This window comes from Mannheimia sp. USDA-ARS-USMARC-1261, assembly GCF_000521605.1.
In the GTDB taxonomy this organism is placed as follows: Bacteria; Pseudomonadota; Gammaproteobacteria; order Enterobacterales; family Pasteurellaceae; genus Mannheimia; species Mannheimia indoligenes.
Window position 1 is genome coordinate 574,219 of record NZ_CP006942.1, and the last position, 20,020, is coordinate 594,238.

Genomic DNA, 20,020 nt, shown 5'->3' on the forward strand with positions numbered 1-20,020 from the left:
CAAGCGGTTTTTTTGTGAGCTCGCTCGAAAAAAATAGTTATTCATTTACACAGCTTTAGAAATATTGTTTATAATTACAGTATTTTTATATGGGAGAAAGAGATGTCTAAGCAAGATTTAATTCGTTCCTCTGTAGCGGAATATCTCACTTTTATTACTGCTACTGGCGAAAGCCAAGTTGAAGCGATTTATGCGGATGAAAATGTTTGGCTAAGCCAAAAAATGATGGCAGTGTTGTATGATGTTGATGTACGAACAATCAGCTATCATCTTAAAAAAATCTTTAATGACAATGAGTTAGCTGAAAATTCAGTTATCCAATTTTTTTGGATAACTGCCCAAGACGGCAAAAGTTACCAGACGAAGCACTATAATTTATCTGCCATTATCGCAGTAGGTTATAAAGTTAATTCCGAGCGAGCAGTACAGTTTCGCAAATGGGCGACTGAAATTGTACAGAGCTTTGCGATTAAAGGCTTTGCGATGGACGATGAACGGCTAAAAAATGACGGCACGATTTTAGGCAAAAAATACTTTGAAGAACAGCTCGCCCGCATTCGGGAAATTCGATTATCCGAACGCAAGTTCTACCAAAAAATCACCGACATTTATGCAACCGCAGTGGATTACGACCGCACCGCCACTGCCACAAAACGCTTTTTTGCTACAGTACAAAATAAATTGCACTGGGCAATTCACGGACATACTGCTGCTGAACTGATTATGGCAAGAGCCAATGCCGAAAAACCGAATATGGGGCTAACGAATTGGAAAGACGCTCCGCAGGGTAAAATTTATCCCTTTGATGTAGTCGTTGCCAAAAATTACCTGTCTGACAATGAGCTTGCACAATTACAACGGCTGGTATCGGCTTATTTAGATATGGCAGAAGATATGGCAGAACGCCAAATTCCTATGACAATGGCAGATTGGGAAACCCGCCTCAATCGCTTTCTTGCCGCCACAGACCGAGAAATTTTACAAGATGCCGGCAAAGTTACTGCTGAAATCGCTAAATCATTTGCCTTAAGTGAATTTGAAAAATACCGAGTGAAACAAGATTTGAGTTATGAAAGTGATTTTGACTTACTGGTAAAAGAGATAGCAGCCAAATACCACGCAGGTTAGGTTTGCAAATTTTTACGGAAAACTGACCGCTTGTAATTGGTTGGAATATACTTAAAATAATCAACTTTAAAGTAAAACAGCCCTGAATTGGGCTGTTTGTCGATAAATTGAGTACGCTAAATACAATAAATTTGTTTTGAACCTTTCGATTTAGGTTGGTAGCACTGACCTCTAAAGTGAGCGGGAATACCTTTTAATCGTTTCACTTCTTTCGCCTCTTTCCCATTGATATAAGCATCGGTTTTATAGCCGTTACCACCTGTTGTCATTGCTAAATTGATGTTGATAAAACTCACTATAACACCATTATCAAGTATGGCTCTGTTCTTGCATTCCATTTGAGCAGTTTCTGACTTTGCTTTTTGTGAGCTTTCCGTTCTTAAGATAGTAACCTGTAGAATAGCGTTGTCCTTGACCGTAGTCTTCATCGCAGGCGAGGGTTGGTAAGGAAATGGCAAGTACGAATAAAGTAAGTAGAAATTTCTTCATTTTTACTCCCTATGTATGGTAAACAGCAAATTCTCGGTAACTAAAGACTGTATAGAGAAATACCGCCTGTAACAAGCGGTATAAAACTTACTTAGGTTTCCTCAAAATAAATAGCTTTCCGTTTGATTTATCTTCATCTGAATAGATATCGTGATGATATACATAACTAACATCTTCGCTATGTACAATTTCATAACCTGCATTAAAACACTCTAACAGTTCATTATGAAAATTTTCATACTCATTGATATTTTTATATGGTAAATGAATAAATGGTTGTTTTATTTTAAGTATTTTATAATCATACATATCATTTCCTCCATTTTCCTAATTCTACATTTACCTCTAAACTTAAAAGACAACTCAATTCAGTAGTATTAATAGTAAATCTAAATCCAGATAATGTTTCGTAATGACATTTCTTCCAGCTCCCATTCATATGTTCTTCACTTTTAAGGGATGCATGTTCCCACCCGTTTGCAAAAGAACTCAAGGAAAAAGCTAGTCCAACAACTAATACAGTCAATTTTCTTAAACTACACATAATTTTCTCCTATTAAGATTAATTAAGAATTCGTTTTATTCCAAAACAGAATTTGTGGTTTGCCAAAATTATTTTCTCCAATACTACCTTTAGTGAATAACATATAACTTAAACATACTAACTGGCTTATATTAATGGTTAAGCTGAAAAGTTCTTTTGTAAACCAATTTTGGATAAAGAGGAAGTAAAATGAAGCAAGATCCAGAATAAAGATAGCTATGACTAACCCACTTTTAAAACCTGATACATCATAATCATTAGCTCTACGTACTAAATGAGAATATTTTAATCCAATCCATAACGTAACTAATCCAACACCAAACAAAATACTTAATAAAGCATAACCAAGTTGGTTGGCTCTAATTGAGTGAAATATAATTTCTAAAACTGTTGGCATTATAGTAGCTATAACAAAATTTAGAGGAATCATTAGAAGTAGAAAAATAGCAAAATGTAAGCGACCAATTCTGCCTTTAAACCCAAAGAAAAAACCGAAAAAATTTTTCAAGCTATTCATTTTTTATCTCCTATAAAGAAATTTTAGTCAGTAGATGAATAATTTGTGCTAATTGTATTCCTCTACTGGTATTCATTCAATGCACAAAATCACAAAAAATTATGCCATAAACGCATAATTTTATGAGATAACTATGGCACAGCTGATTTCAACAGACATCGACCGTCTTGTCGGTCAAAGAATTCAACAAAAACGCAGAGAAATGGGTTATTCCGCAGAGCGGTTGTCAGAGTATGTGGATATTTCTCAACCACAACTTTCACGCTATGAGCGTGGGGCGAATAAGATCAACGTGGCACATTTGGTGGCGATTGCGACTTTTTTGAAAACGCCGATCAGTTACTTTTTTGCCGATTGTATGGAAGGATTTGATTGGAATAGCGATGAAGCCGACCGATATTGGCAGGAATTAACCCAAACGCAAAAATCGCTATTAGTTGATTTTCTGAAAGAGATCAAAAAATAGTTGGGATTTCTCGCTGAGTAAAGTTTAATGGCTTGATTTATTTCTGCGAACAATCTAAAAATTTGCTACAATTTGTCAAAATTTTTTGAGGTTCGAGGTAAGCAAATGTCTGTTGTTGGACGTATCCATTCTTATGAATCCTGTGGCACAGTAGATGGTCCGGGAATTCGCTTTATTCTTTTCTTGCAAGGCTGTTTAATGCGTTGTAAATATTGCCATAATCGCGATACTTGGGATCTGGATGGTGGCAAAGAAATTACCGTTGAAGATCTAATGAAAGAAGTAACGACTTACAAGCATTTTATGAAAGCAACCGGTGGTGGCGTAACGGCTTCGGGTGGGGAAGCAGTGTTGCAAATGGAATTTGTGCGTGATTGGTTCAGAGCTTGTAAAGCAGAAGGTATTAACACTTGTTTAGATACCAACGGTTTTGTTCGTAGCTATAGCCCTGTGGTTGATGAAATGCTGGAAGTTACCGATTTAGTTCTGTTAGATTTAAAACAGTTAAACGATGAAGTTCACCAAGATTTGGTTGGTGTGTCTAATAAACGTACCCTTGATTTTGCTCGCTATTTACACAAAATGAATAAGCCGACTTGGATTCGCTATGTGGTCGTGCCGGGCTATACAGACGATGATGATTCTGCTCATCGCTTAGGACAATTTATTCAAGGGATGGATAATATTGAGAAAGTGGAACTATTGCCATACCATCGCTTAGGTGCACACAAGTGGGAAACCTTAGGCTATAAATATGATCTGGACGGCGTGTTGCCACCACCGAAAGAAGATTTAGAGCGTATCCAAAAAATTATTGAAAGTTACGGACACACAGTCAAATTCTAAAGACAAGCGGTTATATTTTGTAGGTTTTTTGCAAAATATGACCGCTTGTTTTCTTTTCTCTCCAACTTTGTGTATTATTTTGATACGAATTTTCATTTTGACTATAAAAGGAAAAAATAATGTCTAACCCTCTTTTAAATTACACAGGCTTGCCTGAGTTTTCCAAAATCAAACCTGAACACATCAAACCTGCGGTGGAAGCCGTGATTAAAGAGTGCCGTGAAACCATTGAAGCGGTGGCAAAAATTGAAAACCCAACGTGGGAAAATTTCTATATGCCGCAAGCGATGGCGGGCGACAAATTCTCTCGTGCGTGGTCGCCGGTCGGGCATTTAAATGCAGTGAAAAACTCCCCTGAATTGCGTGAAGAATATCAAGCCTGCTTGCCGTTATTATCGGAATACAGCACTTGGGCGGGGCAACATCAAGGCTTATATCAAGGCTACTTAAAATTAAAAAACAGCCCTGAATTTGCTCACTATTCGACTGCACAGAAAAAGGCGATAGAAAACAGCCTGCAAGATTTTGAATTATCGGGCATCTCTTTACCTGCCGACAAACAAAAACGCTATGGCGAGATTTCTGCTCGTTTATCGGAACTTAGCTCACAATTTAGCAATAATGTGCTAGATGCCACAATGGGTTGGGACATCGTAATTACTGACGAAGCTCAATTAAAAGGCTTGCCGGAATCGGCACTTGAAGCTGCGAAATTATCGGCTGAAAGCAAAGGCAAAAAAGGCTACCGCTTTACCCTTGAATTTCCAAGCTATCTGCCGGTGATGACTTACTGCGAAAACAAAGCACTGCGTGAAGAAATGTACCGAGCTTTCGTAACCCGAGCCTCAGATCAAGGTCCAAATGCAGGCAAATGGGATAACAGTGCCATCATTGATGAAATTTTAAAATTACGCCACGAAAGATCGCAACTGCTTGGCTTTAAAACCTATGCGGATTATTCCCTTGCCACCAAAATGGCAGAAAATCCACAACAAGTATTGGATTTCTTAAACGATTTAGCCGCTCGCTCAAAAGCACAAGGTAAAAATGAATTGTGCGAATTGAAAAAATTCACCAAAGAACACTTTGGCGTAGAGCATTTGGATTTATGGGATATTACTTTCTACAGCGAAAAACAAAAACAGGCGTTATATTCAGTGAATGATGAAGAACTTCGCCCATACTTCCCTGAAAACCGTGTGCTTTCAGGCTTATTTGAAGTGATGAAACGTGTTTTCGGTATGCGTGTGGAAGAGCCGCAAGGTGTGGATGTTTGGCACAAAGATGTGCGTTTTTTCAATATTTTTGACAAAAATGACCGCTTGCGTGGTTCGTTCTACCTCGATTTATACGCTCGTGAAAACAAACGTGGCGGTGCTTGGATGGACGACTGCATCAACCAAAAACGCTTAGCGGATGGTTCACTCCAAAAACCGGTTGCCTATTTAACCTGTAATTTCAACAAGCCGATTGGCGACAAACCGGCATTGTTTACGCACGATGAAGTTACTACCTTATTCCATGAATTTGGACACGGTATTCACCATATGCTGACTGAAATTGATGTGGGCGATGTTGCCGGCATTAACGGCGTGCCTTGGGATGCGGTGGAATTACCAAGCCAATTCTTAGAAAACTGGTGCTGGGAAGAAGAGGCACTTGCCTTTATTTCAGGGCATTACGAAACTGGGGAGCCGTTACCAAAAGCGAAATTAGAGCAATTATTTGCAGCGAAAAATTTCCAAGCGGCGATGTTTGTATTACGCCAATTAGAGTTCGGCTTGTTCGATTTCCGCCTACACACCGAGTACGACCCTACCAAACAAGGTCAAGTATTGGCATTGTTAAAAGAAGTGAAAGAAAAAGTGGCGGTGGCAAAAGGCGTGGAGTGGGCAAGAACCCCACACAGTTTCTCGCATATTTTTGCCGGTGGCTATGCGGCAGGCTATTACAGCTACTTATGGGCGGAGGTGCTTTCAGCAGATGCTTATTCACGCTTTGAGGAAGAAGGTATTTTCAATGCAGAAACTGGGCAATCTTTCTTAGATAATATCTTAACCCGTGGCGGCTCAGAAGAACCAATGGTATTATTTGAACGCTTCCGTGGTAGAAAACCAACTCTTGATGCGTTACTCAGACACAAAGGGATTTTGGGTAACGGCATCTGAAGCCTGTAGTGCAAACTAGCGTTAAATGAAAATACCCAAGCGGTCAAAATTGCAAAATTTTTTGCAGATTTGACCGCTTGTCTTTTCTTTCTTTGGGAACAGGTTATAATTTCCAGCATTCATTATAACGAGAATGTACCTATGTCTTTAGATTTATCCGATATTCGAACACAAATTACCACCCTTGACCGCAATTTATTAAAGCTACTTGCTGAACGCCACCGTTTGGCGTTTGATGTGGTACGTAGCAAAGAGATCACGCAAAAGCCGTTACGGGATTTAGAGCGTGAAAAAGCGTTATTGCAAGAGTTGGTCAATTTTGCGGAAGCGGAGAATTATCAGCTCGATCCGCAATATGTTACCCAAATTTTCCAGCGTATTATTGAAGATTCAGTGCTGACTCAGCAAACTTATCTGCAAAATAAACTCAACGCTCAGAAAGAAGAGCAGGTGTCAGTTGCTTTTTTAGGAATGCGTGGCTCTTATTCCAATATGGCAACTCGTCAATTTGCCAAAAAATATCAAGGGGCGTTGCTGGAGCTAAGCTGTGGCTCTTTTGATGAAGTGTTTGAAAAAGTCAGCTCGGGCGAGGCGGAGTTTGGCGTGCTACCGCTTGAAAATACCACTTCAGGCTCGATTAATGAAGTCTATGATTTATTACAGCATACCGATTTAACTTTAGTGGGAGAATTGGCTTATCCCATCAAACATTGTGTGTTGGCAAACGGCAATGTGGATTTAGCGGAAGTAGATACCGTTTACACCCACCCACAGCCGGCACAGCAATGCAGTCAATTTTTGGCAACTTTAGACAAAGTACATATCAAATATTGCGAAAGCAGCTCGCACGCAATGCAAATGGTGGCACGTTTGAATAAGCCGAATATTGTTGCACTAGGGAATGAAGATGGCGGTAAGCTCTATGGTTTAACCAGCATTAAAACCGAGATTGCTAACCAGCCGAATAATATCACTCGTTTTATTGTGCTTGCAAAACAAGCGGTTCAAGTTTCGCCACAGGTGCAAACCAAAACTTTACTGCTGATGACCACCACTCAACAAGCCGGTGCATTGGTGGATGCGTTGATGGTATTCAAAACCCATAATATCCGTATGACAAAACTAGAATCTCGTCCGATTTATGGTAAGCCTTGGGAAGAGATGTTTTATGTGGAATTAGAAGCGAATATTCATTCCGAAAATACGCAAAAAGCGTTGATAGAACTTGAAGAAGTAACTAGCTATCTTAAAGTGTTAGGTTGCTACCCGAGTGAAATTATTGAGCCAGTGAAGCTTTAATCAATAAAAATGGTTCAAGGGCTGCTTTTAAACGCAGCCCTTCATTATGTTTGAGTAATTTAGCATTTACTTTCTTGAGCAGCGAGGTAGTCTAAATGTTGGCGGCTTTGGAACGGCACAATAGACAACTCGCCATTGGGAGAAATAAGTTGATAAAATTGTGGGTGGTTAAAGCTACCAAATGAGATGTCTGTTTCTTCCTTCTGCTGTTTATTGTGTTGTAATTTATTGATTTTTCGGATTTTTTCTTCTTTATTGCCGGAACAATTATAGTAACTTTCCACACTATTTTTTTCATCAACCACATACACATTAAAACTGCTATCTTGGTTATCTTCAAAGAAGAATTGCAAAAAGCCTTCGCTGGCAAATTCGCTGATTTTTTGAGGAAATGGTTTTTTCTCTTTGGCTATATCAGCGGTTAGATTTGCAATGTTTTCACGATTTTCGACCGCTTGTTCTTCAATCTGCTTAATGCCAACAGTCTGTTTACGGAAGATCACTTGCCACGTTTTGCCCGCAATTTTTAAGTGGCGTAGCTCATCGGCGTGCAGTAAACAACCTGTTTGAATTGCAATACATTTATGCACTAAATCAGCAACAAACTCACGAAGATCGCTGCGTAAATATTTACTATAGCAAAAAATATTCACGGAATTTGGTGAGGCTGCACTTTGATAAATTCGATTAGAAACTAATTTCAGGGCTTTTAAAATGGCATCTTCGCCGTCGAAATGCTGAGTGCGGATTTCATTCCAAACATTTCGGTAAATAATGCTGACACTACCGACTAAGGTTTTTTGAGTTTTACCAAAATTAAATAGATCACTTTGGCAAACTTTTTTAGGCAAGTCAGTAATGGTTTCCGTCGGATCTTGCACTAAATTGATCGCAATCGCTAAGTTACGAATTTTATTCGGATGATACATATCTTCCTGTGTCATCTCTGGTGCTTGAATCGGGAAAGTTAAGCGTAAATCGGTAATAAATTGGCGTAATTTCTGCGTATTTAGGTTATTGCTCGCCGTGTGCAAATGGGTATTGGCATTTATAATGCCGTTAAAAAATCCCCAAGCAATCAGTTTAACCGGGCTTTTGTTGTAGTGAACATAGCGAAGGTTTGAATCATATTGACTTTTGGGTGCTTGATTCACTAAATACCAACCTGGTTGCATTGAGCTACCGGCTTTTACTTCAATAAAAGTTACGGCATTTTCTGCTACGTTCGGCGATATTTTCGGATTGATTAACGGTACTTTACCCGGCAAAGTTTCAAATACAGAGTAAAGTCTTCGCATTAAAATGTCGGTATCATTGGTCATAATACTCGGATTAAGATGGAATTTTCGAGCGAAGTGGATTAAGTTACGATAGCTTTGTAGCAGGTGATCAATCAGCATATTTTCGTGGCTCATCACTTGCTTAATTTTCCAGTTTAGGCGATTTTGTAATAATGTAGTTTGTGCCTCATTCCAAGACCATTGCTCAACCAAAGATTGTAACGCTTCTGTACGCCAGTTTTTTCTGATTTCCCCTTCAATCGCTTTTGCATAAAAACAGACACGCAAGCGGTCTAATTTTACCCATTCTTTGCGAGTAATAAGATGTTCGGTAACTAGCTCAAGCATTGCTAGATAAGGGTCAAAATGGTATTCAATTGATTCATCACTCAGAATTTTTTTCTTAAACTCTTTTGAAATTAATTTTGTTTTCGGGTAAGTGTGGGCATAGCATTCCAGCAATAAAATCTTAATGGCTGATTTGTAAGGGTTATTGATCCCTTTATAGAGTTGCCATAGGCTTGCCCCAAAGAATTCGCTCGTAGAAAGACTGGAGAAATCGCCAAAATCTACCCATTCGTTTAAATCAATTTCAGGATTATTATGAGCAGTTTGATATTCATCTTTGTGCAGATGTAACCACAGTAAGCGTTTACCTGCAAGTAGTATGGCTGAACGATAAAATTCATCAAGCAAGAAAAAATGCTGAGCTGAACCACTGTGTTCATCTGTTACACCGCTACTGTAAGTTTGAGTTTTAAACTGCTCCGGGTTCATTAAGAAAATATTAATGTCTACATCAAAGGTTTTTGCCCATTCTTGTAGCTTAGTAATTTTAAGCTCCATTAATTTATATTGTTCAATAGTAAGCGTGTTTGAATAGCATAACCATAAATCTAAATCTGACAGACTGGTTTGAGTAATAGACCCCGTGCTCCCCATACAGTAGAGAGCATCAAAATGAGTTTGATTTTTTAAATGATGATCGGAAATAGCCTCGTGAAAGCTATAAGACATTAATGAGTTTTTTTGATAATCAGATAATTCAAAATGCCAAATACCTTGCGGTGCATTTTCTACATATGAAGGTAGGCTTGGGTGGTTAAAATGAATAAGTAATGGGATCAATGAAAAAACGTGGACAAAGCTTTGATTATTGGCACTAATAGCCCGCTCAATGCGATAAGCATTAAGTTTATCAATTCTTTTTTTAGTTAAAGCTAATTTTTGGGAAAAATTTCCCTTACTTGCCTTAATAGCAGTTCCTTCTACTATTTTTGCTGTAGTAGCTTCAAGGGAGAGTGTTTTCACGCTAATTTCCTTTTTAAAATGTGATCCACTTAACATTTTAGCTGAAAAGTAATGATAGTATAAGGTAATAGCTCAAAAAAGTAAAAAATACAATTTTCTCTAAAAGAGTTCAGACCAGTCATAATTTTAGTGTAAAATAAGCAAGTTTTAGTAGCTTATTTGAGTGAACAAGTGTAAGCTGAATTAACTATTTTTTCAGAACAAAATGATGAAGGAAACAAAATGAAAAGAGTTGTTATTACAGGTTTAGGTGTTATTTCAAGTATTGGTAACAATAAAGAAGAAGTGTTAGCCTCATTAAAAGAAGGAAAATCGGGCATTGAATTCGTGCCTGATTTTGCTGAAGTAGGTATGCGTAGCCAAGTTGCAGGGACAATTAAATTAAACCCGGCAGAGCTAATTGACCGTAAAGTTTACCGTTTTATGGGCGATGCAGCGGCTTATGCTTATCTTTCAATGAAAGAAGCGATTGAAGATTCAGGTTTAACTGAAGAACAAATTTCTAACGACCGTACGGGCTTAGTTATCGGTGCTGGTACAGGTTCGGCTCATAGTCAATTAGTAGCGTGTGATGCGGTGCGTGGTCCGCGTGGCGTGAAAGGTATTGGTCCTTATGCGGTAACGAAAACAATGGCATCAAGCGTGTCAGCCTGTTTGGCAACACCATATAAAATCCGTGGTGTGAACTATTCGATCAGCTCGGCTTGTGCGACTTCTGCTCATTGTATCGGGCACGCAATGGAATTAATTCAATTAGGCAAACAAGACATCGTTTTTGCAGGTGGTGCGGAAGAGCTTTCTTGGGAATGTGCAACTGAATTTGATGCAATGGGTGCGGTATCTTCTAAATATAATGACACACCAACCAAAGCAAGCCGTGCTTATGATGCAAATCGTGATGGCTTCGTTATAGCAGGTGGTGGTGCGGTTGTGGTTGTAGAAGAATTAGAACACGCTCTTGCCCGTGGTGCTAAAATCTACGCTGAAATTGTGGGATATGGTGCAACGTCTGATGGCTATGATATGGTAGCTCCAAGTGGTGAGGGTGCTGAGCGTTGTATGAGACAAGCAATGGCAACGGTAAATGGTGAGATTGAGTATATTAATGTTCACGGCACATCTACACCGGTGGGTGATGTAAAAGAACTGGGGGCAATCCGCAATGTATTTGGTGATAAAAAGCCTGCTATTTCTTCAACCAAATCAATGACTGGACATTCACTTGGTGCAGCAGGAGCTCACGAAGCAATTTACTCATTATTAATGTTAGATAACAACTTCATCGCACCAAGCATTAATATTGAAACCCTCGATGAGCAAGCTGAAGGTATGAATATTGTAACTGAACGCCAAGATAAAGAATTAACGACTGTTATGTCTAACAGCTTTGGTTTCGGCGGTACAAATGCCTGCTTAGTATTCCAACGCTATTCAAAATAATTTCATCTTAATGGATAAAAAAGTGCGGTAACGCACTTTTTTATTGCCTACAAGCAGTTGAATTTGGCTAAAAATTTGCAAATTCCCCTCTGTTTCATATCCTTCCTATATTTTTGGCAAAAAAATCAAATTTTATTTTTATCTGATTTTAGTTATATTTTTAGCATTAAATTTTGTTAAATTATTTTTATGATCGCCATATAAAAGAATTTCAATTTATTAAGTAGCATAATAATTTTATCATTTTTTTAACAAGATTTTTCTTCATCTATTTTTTACTTTATTTTATGAGTAGAATGGAAACTTATTCAAGGTCTTACACATATTTTGGAGAATATATGACACAACAAATAGAACGTTCAACTTGGCAAAGTAAGTTTGCCGCAATGGGTCCCGGTATTTTAATGGCATCAGCGGCTGTAGGTGGCTCGCATATTGTTGCTTCAACTCAAGCAGGTGCAATTTATGGCTGGCAATTAGCAATTATTATTATTTTAGCGAACTTGTTTAAGTATCCGTTTTTCCGTTTTGGCGTGCAATACACACTTTCAAGCGGTAAAAGTTTATTAGAAGGTTATAAAGATAAAGGTGGTATTTATCTCGTTATTTTCTTTATTCTAAATGTGATTGCCGCAATGATTAATACGGCTGCTGTAGGCATTGTTACAGCTGCGATCTTAAAATTTATTTTTTCAGCATTAGGTGTTCCATTTGATTTAAGCATTCCAATGGCAGGGACAATCGTGATTGTAGTAACCTGGGGAATATTGCTTTTAGGGAAATATCGTTTCTTAGATTCTCTATCTAAATGGATTATGATTGCTCTAACGATTTCAACAGTAACTGCAGTAGTGATTGCGGCTTTAAAGGGTGGAATTACAGTTGCCCCTGATTTTATTGAGCCGTCTCCGTGGAATTTAGCCGCACTGGGTTTTATTGTTGCTTTAATGGGTTGGATGCCGGCACCAATTGAAATTTCAGCAATTAACTCAATGTGGGTTATTGCTAAAAAACGTTTTAGTAAAATCAGCTATCAAGACGGTATTTTTGACTTCAACGTGGGCTATATTGGCACAGCCATTTTAGCAATTGTTTTCCTAGCATTAGGGGCATTGGTACAATATGGTTCAGGCGAACAAGTTGAGCAAGCCGGTGTAAAATACATTGCTCAATTGATCAAAATGTATGCCTTTGCAATTGGTGATTGGTCTAAGCTGTTAATTGCATTCATTGCCTTTATGTGTATGTTTGGTACAACCATTACAGTTATTGACGGATATTCTCGTGCGAATGCAGAAGCATTGCGTATTTTAACGAACCGTAAAGAGCATTCTCAAACAGAATTAGCGATCTGGCTAACACTCACATCAGCAATTGGTATCTTAATTATTAGTGTATTTATGAGTGATGTAGCAACAATGCTGAAATTTGCAATGATTTCATCGTTTGTTTCAACGCCAATTTTTGCGTGGTTAAACTTCTCATTAGTGCTGAAAGGCGAGCACCGTGTAACAGGCGGATTATTCTGGTTAGCAGTCGTTGGCTTAATTTACTTAACTGCTTTTGCATTATTATTCTTAGCACAGCAGTTTGGAATTATTGGTTAATTTAATAGAGATGAAAAAGGCGGCTAAAAATAGCTCTGTCTCGAAAAGTTAGATTGATTTAATTCAAGGACTGAGTGCTGTATTCCACAGTGCTTAGTCCTTCTAGCTTCATTTGAATCGTTTCTCATCGACCGAAAAAGCTATTCATTATAAAGATAGGTATATTTTGCAGAAAATTATTCGTTTTTGACCGCTTGTATAAGCAGATAATTTAAATCTGATGGGGAGTAAGTTTTCTTTTTATCTAGTAAGATTAACTCATTGAAATTATTAGGATTATATTAGGGAAAACAATGGTGCTTGGTTGTTTCTCCAATCTGAAAATGTTAGCGAGTGAATAGGCTATTTAATAGCTGATAAAGTGTAAAAAAATATAAATTTAAGTCCTAATTTTTTCACTCAATTTCTCTGAAAAATCCTTACTTCAACCTCCATTTTGTTTTAGAATATCTGAATTAATTAGCAACATTAAAAAAATAAAAGGACACAACAATGGCATTAAAAGAGTTAGATTGGGCAAATTTAGGCTTTTCCTATATCAAAACAGATTACCGTTTCATTGCTCACTGGAAAGATGGTAAATGGAATGAAGGCGAATTAACGCAAGACAATACATTGCATATTCACGAAGGCTCAACCGCTTTACATTACGGGCAACAATGTTTTGAAGGTTTAAAAGCCTATCGCTGTAAAGATGGTTCAATCAACCTATTCCGCCCTGATCAAAACGCAGAACGTATGCAACGTACGGCAGATCGTTTATTAATGCCACGTGTGCCGACTGAATTATTTATTCGTGCCTGTAAAGAAGTGGTTAAAGCAAACCAAGACTGGTTAGGTCCTTATGGTTCTGGTGCAACGCTTTACTTACGCCCATTTTTAATTGGTGTTGGCGAAAACATTGGTGTGAGAGCGGCTCCTGAATTTATTTTCTCCGTATTTTGCTGCCCGGTGGGAGCGTATTTTAAAGGTGGATTAGCACCATCTAACTTTATTACAACAGACTATGACCGTGCTGCTCCAATGGGTACTGGCGGCGTAAAAGTGGGCGGAAACTATGCAGCAAGTTTATTACCACACAAATTAGCAGTGGAAGAAAGTTCGGCAACCCGTAAATTTGCCGATGCAATTTATTTAGATCCGAAAACGCACACGAAAATTGAAGAAGTGGGAGCGGCAAACTTCTTTGGTATTACTAAAGATAACAAATTTATCACGCCGATTTCAGAGTCAATTTTACCAAGTATTACCAAATATTCATTGCTCTATATTGCCAAAGAACGTTTAGGTATGGATGCGATTGAAGGCGATGTATATATCGACCAACTTGATCAGTTTATTGAAGCAGGTGCGTGCGGTACAGCCGCAGTAATTACCCCTGTTGGCGGTATTCAGCACAAAGATAAGTTCCACGTTTTCCATTCTGAAACGGAAGTGGGTCCAATTACCCGCCGTTTATATACAGAATTAACAGGCATTCAATTTGGTGATGTTGAAGCACCGGAAGGCTGGATTGTTAAAGTAGAATAATTTTTATATCACATACAAGCGGTCAAAAAATAAGATTTTTTTACCGCTTTATTTTTTAAGAGAATATGAAAAAGTTAATTTTTTTAGGTTTAACCGCATTCGCATTAGCCGGTTGTTCATCAAGCATTTCTAATTCTAACCAATTAATTGGCAATTGGAAATGTACGATTAATTACGACGATTTTAATATTAGCACGATAGATAATCTGAAGTTTGCATCAAACGGTAATATTATCAATCAAGGCACAATTAATTACCCGCTACAAAAACCAATTTTTATTTATTCTATACAACAAAATGGACGTTGGAATTTACAGAATAATAAAATTGTTTATCGTATCGTAACACAGTCATTACAACGCACTCATCGTACCGAGATATGGGCTGAATTGCAGCGTGATCCTGCTTTACAACAATTTGAAGAGAATTTATTTAGTTCACTGTCTGATACTGAAAATAATAAAACTATTGAATTAATGGTAACGGATTTTTCTAATCAAAAAATGGAGATTAGACAGGAAGTTAAAGGGCATAAAGCTTATAAAGGACAATGTTTAAAAAGCTAGAGGAAATAATATGATTCAACGTTTTGAAGTTGGTAATCGCTTCTCAGAAGTCGCCATTCACAATGGCGTAGCATATTTAGCAGGGCAAGTGCCGCTTGATGAAACAGCCGACGCTTATACTCAAACCCAGCAAGTATTGGCTGAAATTGATAAATGGTTAGCAAAAGCTAACACCGATAAAAGCAAAATTTTAATGGCAACGGTTTATTTAAAAGAGATGACAGACTATGCTGAAATGAACCGAGCGTGGGACGAATGGGTTGCCGAAAATAATGCTCCACCCAGAGCTGCGGTTGAAGCGAAATTGGCTAATCCAAACTGGAAAGTGGAAATTGTGGTAACGGCAGCTGTATAACAAAAAGCAGATCATTGCGATCTGCTTTTATGTGAATTTCACTTAAAACTCAAAGAGTTATGCTACTTATACATTTGCTCAATTTGTTCTTTGTAGCGTTCTAAAATCACTTTTCGTCTCAGTTTTAAGGTAGGCGTAATTTCTTCCATTTTAGTTGTAAATGCTTGAGATAATAAGGTAAATTTTTGTATCTGCTCAAAACTAGCAAGATCTTTTTGCAATTCATTTATGCGTTGTTCGAACATTTTAACCACTTCAGCATTTTTTATCAGCTCTAGGCGATCTTGATAGCGGATATTCAGTTTCTTGGCGTATTCCTCAAGGCTGTCAAAGCAAGGGACAATCAATGCAGAAACATATTTTTTCGCATCAGCAATAATGGCAATTTGTTCTATAAATTTATCTTTACCAATTTTCCCTTCAACATATTGTGGGGCAATATATTTGCCATTTGAGGTTTTCATTAACTCCTTAATTCTATCTGTAATATAAAGATTACCTTGAGCATCAAGTTCCCCTGCATCCCCTGTTTTCAAAAATCCATCTGCTGTGAAAGCCTTAGCGGTTTCTTCAGGCTTTTTGTAATATCCCCTCATAACGGCTCCACTTCGTACTAAAATCTCATTTTCTTCACCGATTTTAACTTCTGTACCAGGCATTAAGACACCAATTGAATGAACATTGATATTGTTCTCTGACCAGCAGGAAACTGTGGCAGTAGTTTCAGTCATACCATACCCAAGTTTAATGTTGATACCAATACTTTGGAAAAAAATACCTATAGAAGGATCAAGTGTTGCACCACCACAGGGCATCATACGGATTTTTCCACCGAGAAGAGAACGTAATTTGGATAAAACCAATTTATCTGCAATGATGTATTGCAAGCGGTTTAAAAAAGTTGTTTTTTTACCAAGTAAATGGGATTGAGCCGAACGAATTGCCCAATTAAACAAGGTTTGGCGGTGGCTGGGTGCCTGATTTACTTTATCCCATATTGCCGCATAAATTTTTTCATAGAATCTTGGTACAGCACACATTAAAGTCGGTTTTAGTGCAGTAAGAGCATCACGAACTTGATGGGGATCTTCCAAATAACAGTTTATAGCACCTCGGTGTAGAACATAATAGACCCAAGCCCGTTCAAAAATATGAGAAAGGGGTAAAAATGAGAGCGATACATCATTTTCATTGATATTCGGAAGTGCTTTATCGTGAGCCTGAAGCTGATAAGCTAAATTCGCATAATCTAGCATTACCCCTTTGGGTTCACCTGTTGTGCCTGATGTATAAATAAGAGTGAATAGGTCATCTAAACGTTTATCATTTAATCGTTGATTCAATTCAGTATCATTTGGCGATACGTTGATAAAATCTTGCCAATGTTGAGCAATTTTGATATCACGCAATTTAATAGACTGTTTCATTGCCACTATTTTTTGTAATAGTGGACACTTGTTCGCTATTTCAATAGCAATATCATATTGTTCTTGATCGCCAACAAAGAGAATTTTAATATCGGCATCGTTTAAAATATACTCAACTTGTTTAGCAGTATTCGTTGCATAAATTGGCACGCTAACGGCACGAATTTGCATTGTGCCGATATCAGCAATCGTCCAACGAGGCATATTTTGTGCGAAAATAGCCACTTTGTCTTGCACCTCAATACCACTAGCTAGCAAAGCGTAAGAAAGTTCATCAATATGTTTTTGCAATGTTACCCAATTCAACTCCACCCATTTCCCATTTAGGAGAAAACGAGCTGCGGGCTGGAGAGGTAATCTCTGAGCTTGTTGGTGAAAACGATTGATAAAGTGGAAGTCTAAAGATGTCATCATTCTATTTTTTATTTTAAATTTCAGTGAACAAGTGTACTCTAATATAACTATTTTTATCCGATAAATCTAGGAAAAAGTAACAAGTGTACGCTGAAATTAGATGGAGAGTGAAGTATCAATTAGAAGATGATGTTAGCAAATTGTCTGGTGTGTAAATTTTGCAAAAAAACCGCTTGTAATGTTTACAAGCGGTCATATTTTTTCAGATTTTTGCAACTAAATCCGTTCAATATTAAATTGTTTTAAGTCAATTACATCAGGCGTGCCATAAAACGCACATAATGCTTTACGCAAGGTTTCAGCTCGTTTAGGGAGATAACCTCGTTCTGCGTAAGTTTTTACTTGAGCATATACTGCTTGTTTGAATGCAGAATTATCGCCCGGGTTGCCGGAGAGATTATCTGCACTCGCAAAATAGCGGAAGCCGGCAGCGGTCGCGAGTACCCATTCTATTGCTTGAGGCTTAATTTCCGCACTCTCAAATTCACGTTGGCGTTCGGCAGATCTGCCGTCTGGTTCATACCAATAACCGAAATCTTCTAATTTTCGGCGTTCTTCACCAGCAACCAGCCAGTGAGCAATTTCGTGCAATGCACTGCTGTAGTAGCCGTGAGCAAATAAAATCACGTTGTAAGGGCGTTCACTTTTTACGCCATCTTCTTCCAAAAAGGCAGGTAAATAGATAGGGTAATCGCCACCACGTTCTAACCGAGTATTGTATTCGGTCGCAAAGCAGTCATCAAAAATGCGAATAATATCTTCAATTTTGTGGTTTTCTTGATTCATTTTCTTCCTTTTATTCTTTTAAAGTTTATTTAACCGGTCTAAAAATTGGTTCGCTTCTAAAAAACCGGTAACACGAGATTGGCTTAATTCATTGCCGTTTTCATCAAAAAACAGGATTGTAGGTAAACCTAATACATTAAAATGCTGCATAAATGCAATGTTCTCTGTGGAGTTTTTGGTGAGATCGATCTGTAAAACAACCATCTCATTGAGCTTTTGCTGAACATTAGTATCTGTAAATGTATATTTTTCAAATTCTTTACAGGCAACACACCAATCTGCGTAGAGATCTAGCATCACTTTTTTACCTTTGGAAGCGGTCAATTTTGCCTCTAAATCTGCAAGTGAGCGAATTTGCTCTAACGTTAAGTGTTGAGTATTTTGTTTCTCGATTTGAGAGCCATTCCAAACTAGATCTGTCCAAGGCTTAGCGGCAAAGGCTAAAGCAATGAGTAAAAAGATTTTGATGATTTTTTTGATTATAGAATGAGATGGAATTGTCTCTAATAACCAAATCAAAAATGCAACGGCAAGAGCCGACCACAAAAAGGGCTCATAGTGGCTTGGCAATACGCGGCTTAATAAAAATACAGGCAGTGCAAGCATCACAAAGCCAAATGCAGTTTTGACTTTTAGCAACCATTCGCCTGATTTCGGCAGAATTTTATTACCAAATAGTGTAATAAGAATAAGCGGAAGCCCCATTCCTAATGCTAATAAGTAAAGAGCTAATCCTCCGGTTAATAAATCGCCACTTTGAGCAACATAAAGCAATGCACCTGAAAGAGGGGCTGAAGTGCAAGGGGAAGCAATTAATCCCGCGATCATACCCATTACAAAAACGCTGCCAAATGCACCACCTTGCTGTTTTTGGCTCATTGCATTCAGTTTTTGTTGCCAGCTATTTGGTAGTTTGATTTCATACAAACCAAACATTGAGCAAGCAAGTAAAATGAAAACAATGGATAAACTAATCAATACAGGTGGACTTTGCAGTGCGACTTGGAATGGCAAACCAATTGCCGCTACAATTAAGCCAAGTAACGTATAAGTTAGAGCCATACCTTGAACATAGGCTAGGCTTAGCAATAGGGCTTTTGCGGTAGAAGGTCGTTCTTTATTGCCAATCACAATGGCAGAAAGCAACGGTAACATTGGCAGTACACAAGGCGTGAAAGCCAAACCTAACCCAAGAACAAAGAACCAAAAAATCGAAAAGCGGTTGTTTGATAGCTTATCGGCAAGTTTATCTTGTTCTGATTTTGCAAAATTTTCGCTATTTTCAACCGCTTGTTCTGCCAGTTCTTCAGGATTTGCGGTAAGAATACTATCGAATTTCAGCTCTAGTCGTTCGGGTGGGTAGCAAAAACCTTTGGTGCAGCCTTGATAAACCACCTCAATAGCTGCATTATCTTTAACCTCTTTAAACGGCACGGCTAATTGTAGTTCGTTGCGGTAAATTTCAACCTGCCCGAAAAATTCGTCATTATACTGCTCAGCCGCTGGGAATTTGATGTCGCCAAGTTCAATATTCTGTGGTGTAATTTTGATCTCTTTTTTGTAGAGATAATAATCTTCGGCAATGTCCCAATTAAGTAGCAGGTTTTCATTGCGGTTTTCTAACGAAAAAACAAAGGCTTCTTCCGCTTTTAAAAATTTAGGTTTAGAAGAGAAAAGCCCTGCGTGAGATGAGCCTATCATCAACAGGCTTAAAAATAGGGAAAAAAGCGTCTTAATCATATTCAATCAAGCATTTTAAAATTCTATTGAGCGGATTATAACGCAATAAATTGCAAAATTCTGAAGAAATTGAACCGCTTGTACTCTTTTAACTTCGACAAGCGGTC

The 20,020-nt window shown here is 38.0% G+C and carries 18 protein-coding genes; 10 read left to right on the forward strand and 8 right to left on the reverse strand.

Annotation, left to right across the window (positions count from 1 at the left end; genetic code table 11):
• Positions 1-102 precede the first annotated feature (102 nt).
• On the forward strand, positions 103-1,128 hold the full coding sequence (locus X781_RS02855) for a virulence RhuM family protein (RefSeq protein WP_025235469.1): 1,026 nt from the start codon (positions 103-105) through the stop codon (positions 1,126-1,128).
• 116 nt (positions 1,129-1,244) lie between these two features.
• On the opposite strand, the gene X781_RS02860 is transcribed toward X781_RS02855, so the two are convergent.
• From X781_RS02860 to X781_RS02880, 4 genes are all read right to left on the reverse strand, one after another.
• On the reverse strand, positions 1,245-1,424 hold the full coding sequence (locus X781_RS02860) for a hypothetical protein (protein ID WP_025235470.1): 180 nt from the start codon (positions 1,422-1,424) through the stop codon (positions 1,245-1,247).
• A gap of 13 nt (positions 1,425-1,437) precedes the next feature.
• Positions 1,438-1,617 (reverse strand): hypothetical protein, encoded by a 180-nt coding sequence (locus X781_RS02865; RefSeq protein WP_025235471.1) that lies wholly within the window; start codon positions 1,615-1,617, stop codon positions 1,438-1,440.
• 87 nt (positions 1,618-1,704) lie between these two features.
• On the reverse strand, positions 1,705-1,926 hold the full coding sequence (locus X781_RS02870; protein ID WP_025235472.1) for a hypothetical protein: 222 nt from the start codon (positions 1,924-1,926) through the stop codon (positions 1,705-1,707).
• A 257-nt stretch (positions 1,927-2,183) separates the two neighbouring features.
• Positions 2,184-2,678 carry a DUF805 domain-containing protein gene (locus X781_RS02880; RefSeq protein WP_025235474.1) on the reverse strand — a complete coding sequence of 165 codons (495 nt, stop codon included), beginning with the start codon at positions 2,676-2,678 and terminating at the stop codon, positions 2,184-2,186.
• A 133-nt stretch (positions 2,679-2,811) separates the two neighbouring features.
• On the opposite strand from X781_RS02880, the gene X781_RS02885 reads away from it, so the two are divergent.
• The 4 genes from X781_RS02885 to X781_RS02900 all read left to right on the forward strand — a co-directional run bounded on the left by X781_RS02885 (position 2,812) and on the right by X781_RS02900 (position 7,457).
• On the forward strand, positions 2,812-3,144 hold the full coding sequence (locus X781_RS02885) for a helix-turn-helix domain-containing protein (protein ID WP_018651638.1): 333 nt from the start codon (positions 2,812-2,814) through the stop codon (positions 3,142-3,144).
• Positions 3,145-3,249: 105 nt separating this feature from the next.
• Positions 3,250-3,990, forward strand: a complete 741-nt coding sequence (pflA, locus tag X781_RS02890; protein WP_025235475.1) for a pyruvate formate lyase 1-activating protein — start codon at positions 3,250-3,252, stop codon at positions 3,988-3,990.
• A 119-nt stretch (positions 3,991-4,109) separates the two neighbouring features.
• Positions 4,110-6,158 carry an oligopeptidase A gene (gene prlC / locus X781_RS02895; RefSeq protein ID WP_025235476.1) on the forward strand — a complete coding sequence of 683 codons (2,049 nt, stop codon included), beginning with the start codon at positions 4,110-4,112 and terminating at the stop codon, positions 6,156-6,158.
• Between the two features lie 141 nt (positions 6,159-6,299).
• Positions 6,300-7,457, forward strand: a complete 1,158-nt coding sequence (locus X781_RS02900; protein WP_025235477.1) for a chorismate mutase — start codon at positions 6,300-6,302, stop codon at positions 7,455-7,457.
• A 59-nt stretch (positions 7,458-7,516) separates the two neighbouring features.
• On the opposite strand, the gene X781_RS02905 is transcribed toward X781_RS02900, so the two are convergent.
• On the reverse strand, positions 7,517-10,048 hold the full coding sequence (locus X781_RS02905) for a class I adenylate cyclase (protein ID WP_025235478.1): 2,532 nt from the start codon (positions 10,046-10,048) through the stop codon (positions 7,517-7,519).
• A 222-nt stretch (positions 10,049-10,270) separates the two neighbouring features.
• Here X781_RS02905 and fabB point away from each other — a divergent pair, with 222 nt between their 5' ends.
• The 5 genes from fabB to X781_RS02930 all read left to right on the forward strand — a co-directional run bounded on the left by fabB (position 10,271) and on the right by X781_RS02930 (position 15,546).
• Positions 10,271-11,488, forward strand: coding sequence for a beta-ketoacyl-ACP synthase I (gene fabB / locus X781_RS02910; RefSeq protein WP_025235479.1), 1,218 nt, complete (start codon positions 10,271-10,273; stop codon positions 11,486-11,488).
• A 338-nt stretch (positions 11,489-11,826) separates the two neighbouring features.
• The gene (locus X781_RS02915; protein WP_025235480.1) at positions 11,827-13,095 is read left to right on the forward strand and encodes an NRAMP family divalent metal transporter; all 1,269 of its coding nucleotides are present in this window, start codon (positions 11,827-11,829) and stop codon (positions 13,093-13,095) included.
• A gap of 492 nt (positions 13,096-13,587) precedes the next feature.
• Entirely contained in the window at positions 13,588-14,625 is a 1,038-nt protein-coding gene (locus X781_RS02920) for a branched-chain amino acid aminotransferase (protein WP_025235481.1), read from the forward strand.
• A 65-nt stretch (positions 14,626-14,690) separates the two neighbouring features.
• The gene (locus X781_RS02925; RefSeq protein ID WP_025235482.1) at positions 14,691-15,191 is read left to right on the forward strand and encodes a membrane lipoprotein lipid attachment site-containing protein; all 501 of its coding nucleotides are present in this window, start codon (positions 14,691-14,693) and stop codon (positions 15,189-15,191) included.
• A gap of 10 nt (positions 15,192-15,201) precedes the next feature.
• Positions 15,202-15,546, forward strand: a complete 345-nt coding sequence (locus X781_RS02930; RefSeq protein WP_025235483.1) for a RidA family protein — start codon at positions 15,202-15,204, stop codon at positions 15,544-15,546.
• Positions 15,547-15,608: 62 nt separating this feature from the next.
• Here the strand turns inward: X781_RS02930 and X781_RS02935 are convergent, their stop codons facing one another.
• From X781_RS02935 to X781_RS02945, 3 genes are all read right to left on the reverse strand, one after another.
• On the reverse strand, positions 15,609-17,384 hold the full coding sequence (locus X781_RS02935) for an AMP-dependent synthetase/ligase (protein WP_025235484.1): 1,776 nt from the start codon (positions 17,382-17,384) through the stop codon (positions 15,609-15,611).
• A 219-nt stretch (positions 17,385-17,603) separates the two neighbouring features.
• Complete coding sequence (locus X781_RS02940) at positions 17,604-18,173, reverse strand: elongation factor P hydroxylase (RefSeq protein WP_025235485.1); 570 nt, start codon at positions 18,171-18,173, stop codon at positions 17,604-17,606.
• An 18-nt stretch (positions 18,174-18,191) separates the two neighbouring features.
• Complete coding sequence (locus tag X781_RS02945; protein ID WP_025235486.1) at positions 18,192-19,913, reverse strand: protein-disulfide reductase DsbD; 1,722 nt, start codon at positions 19,911-19,913, stop codon at positions 18,192-18,194.
• Between the last annotated feature and the right edge of the window lie 107 nt (positions 19,914-20,020).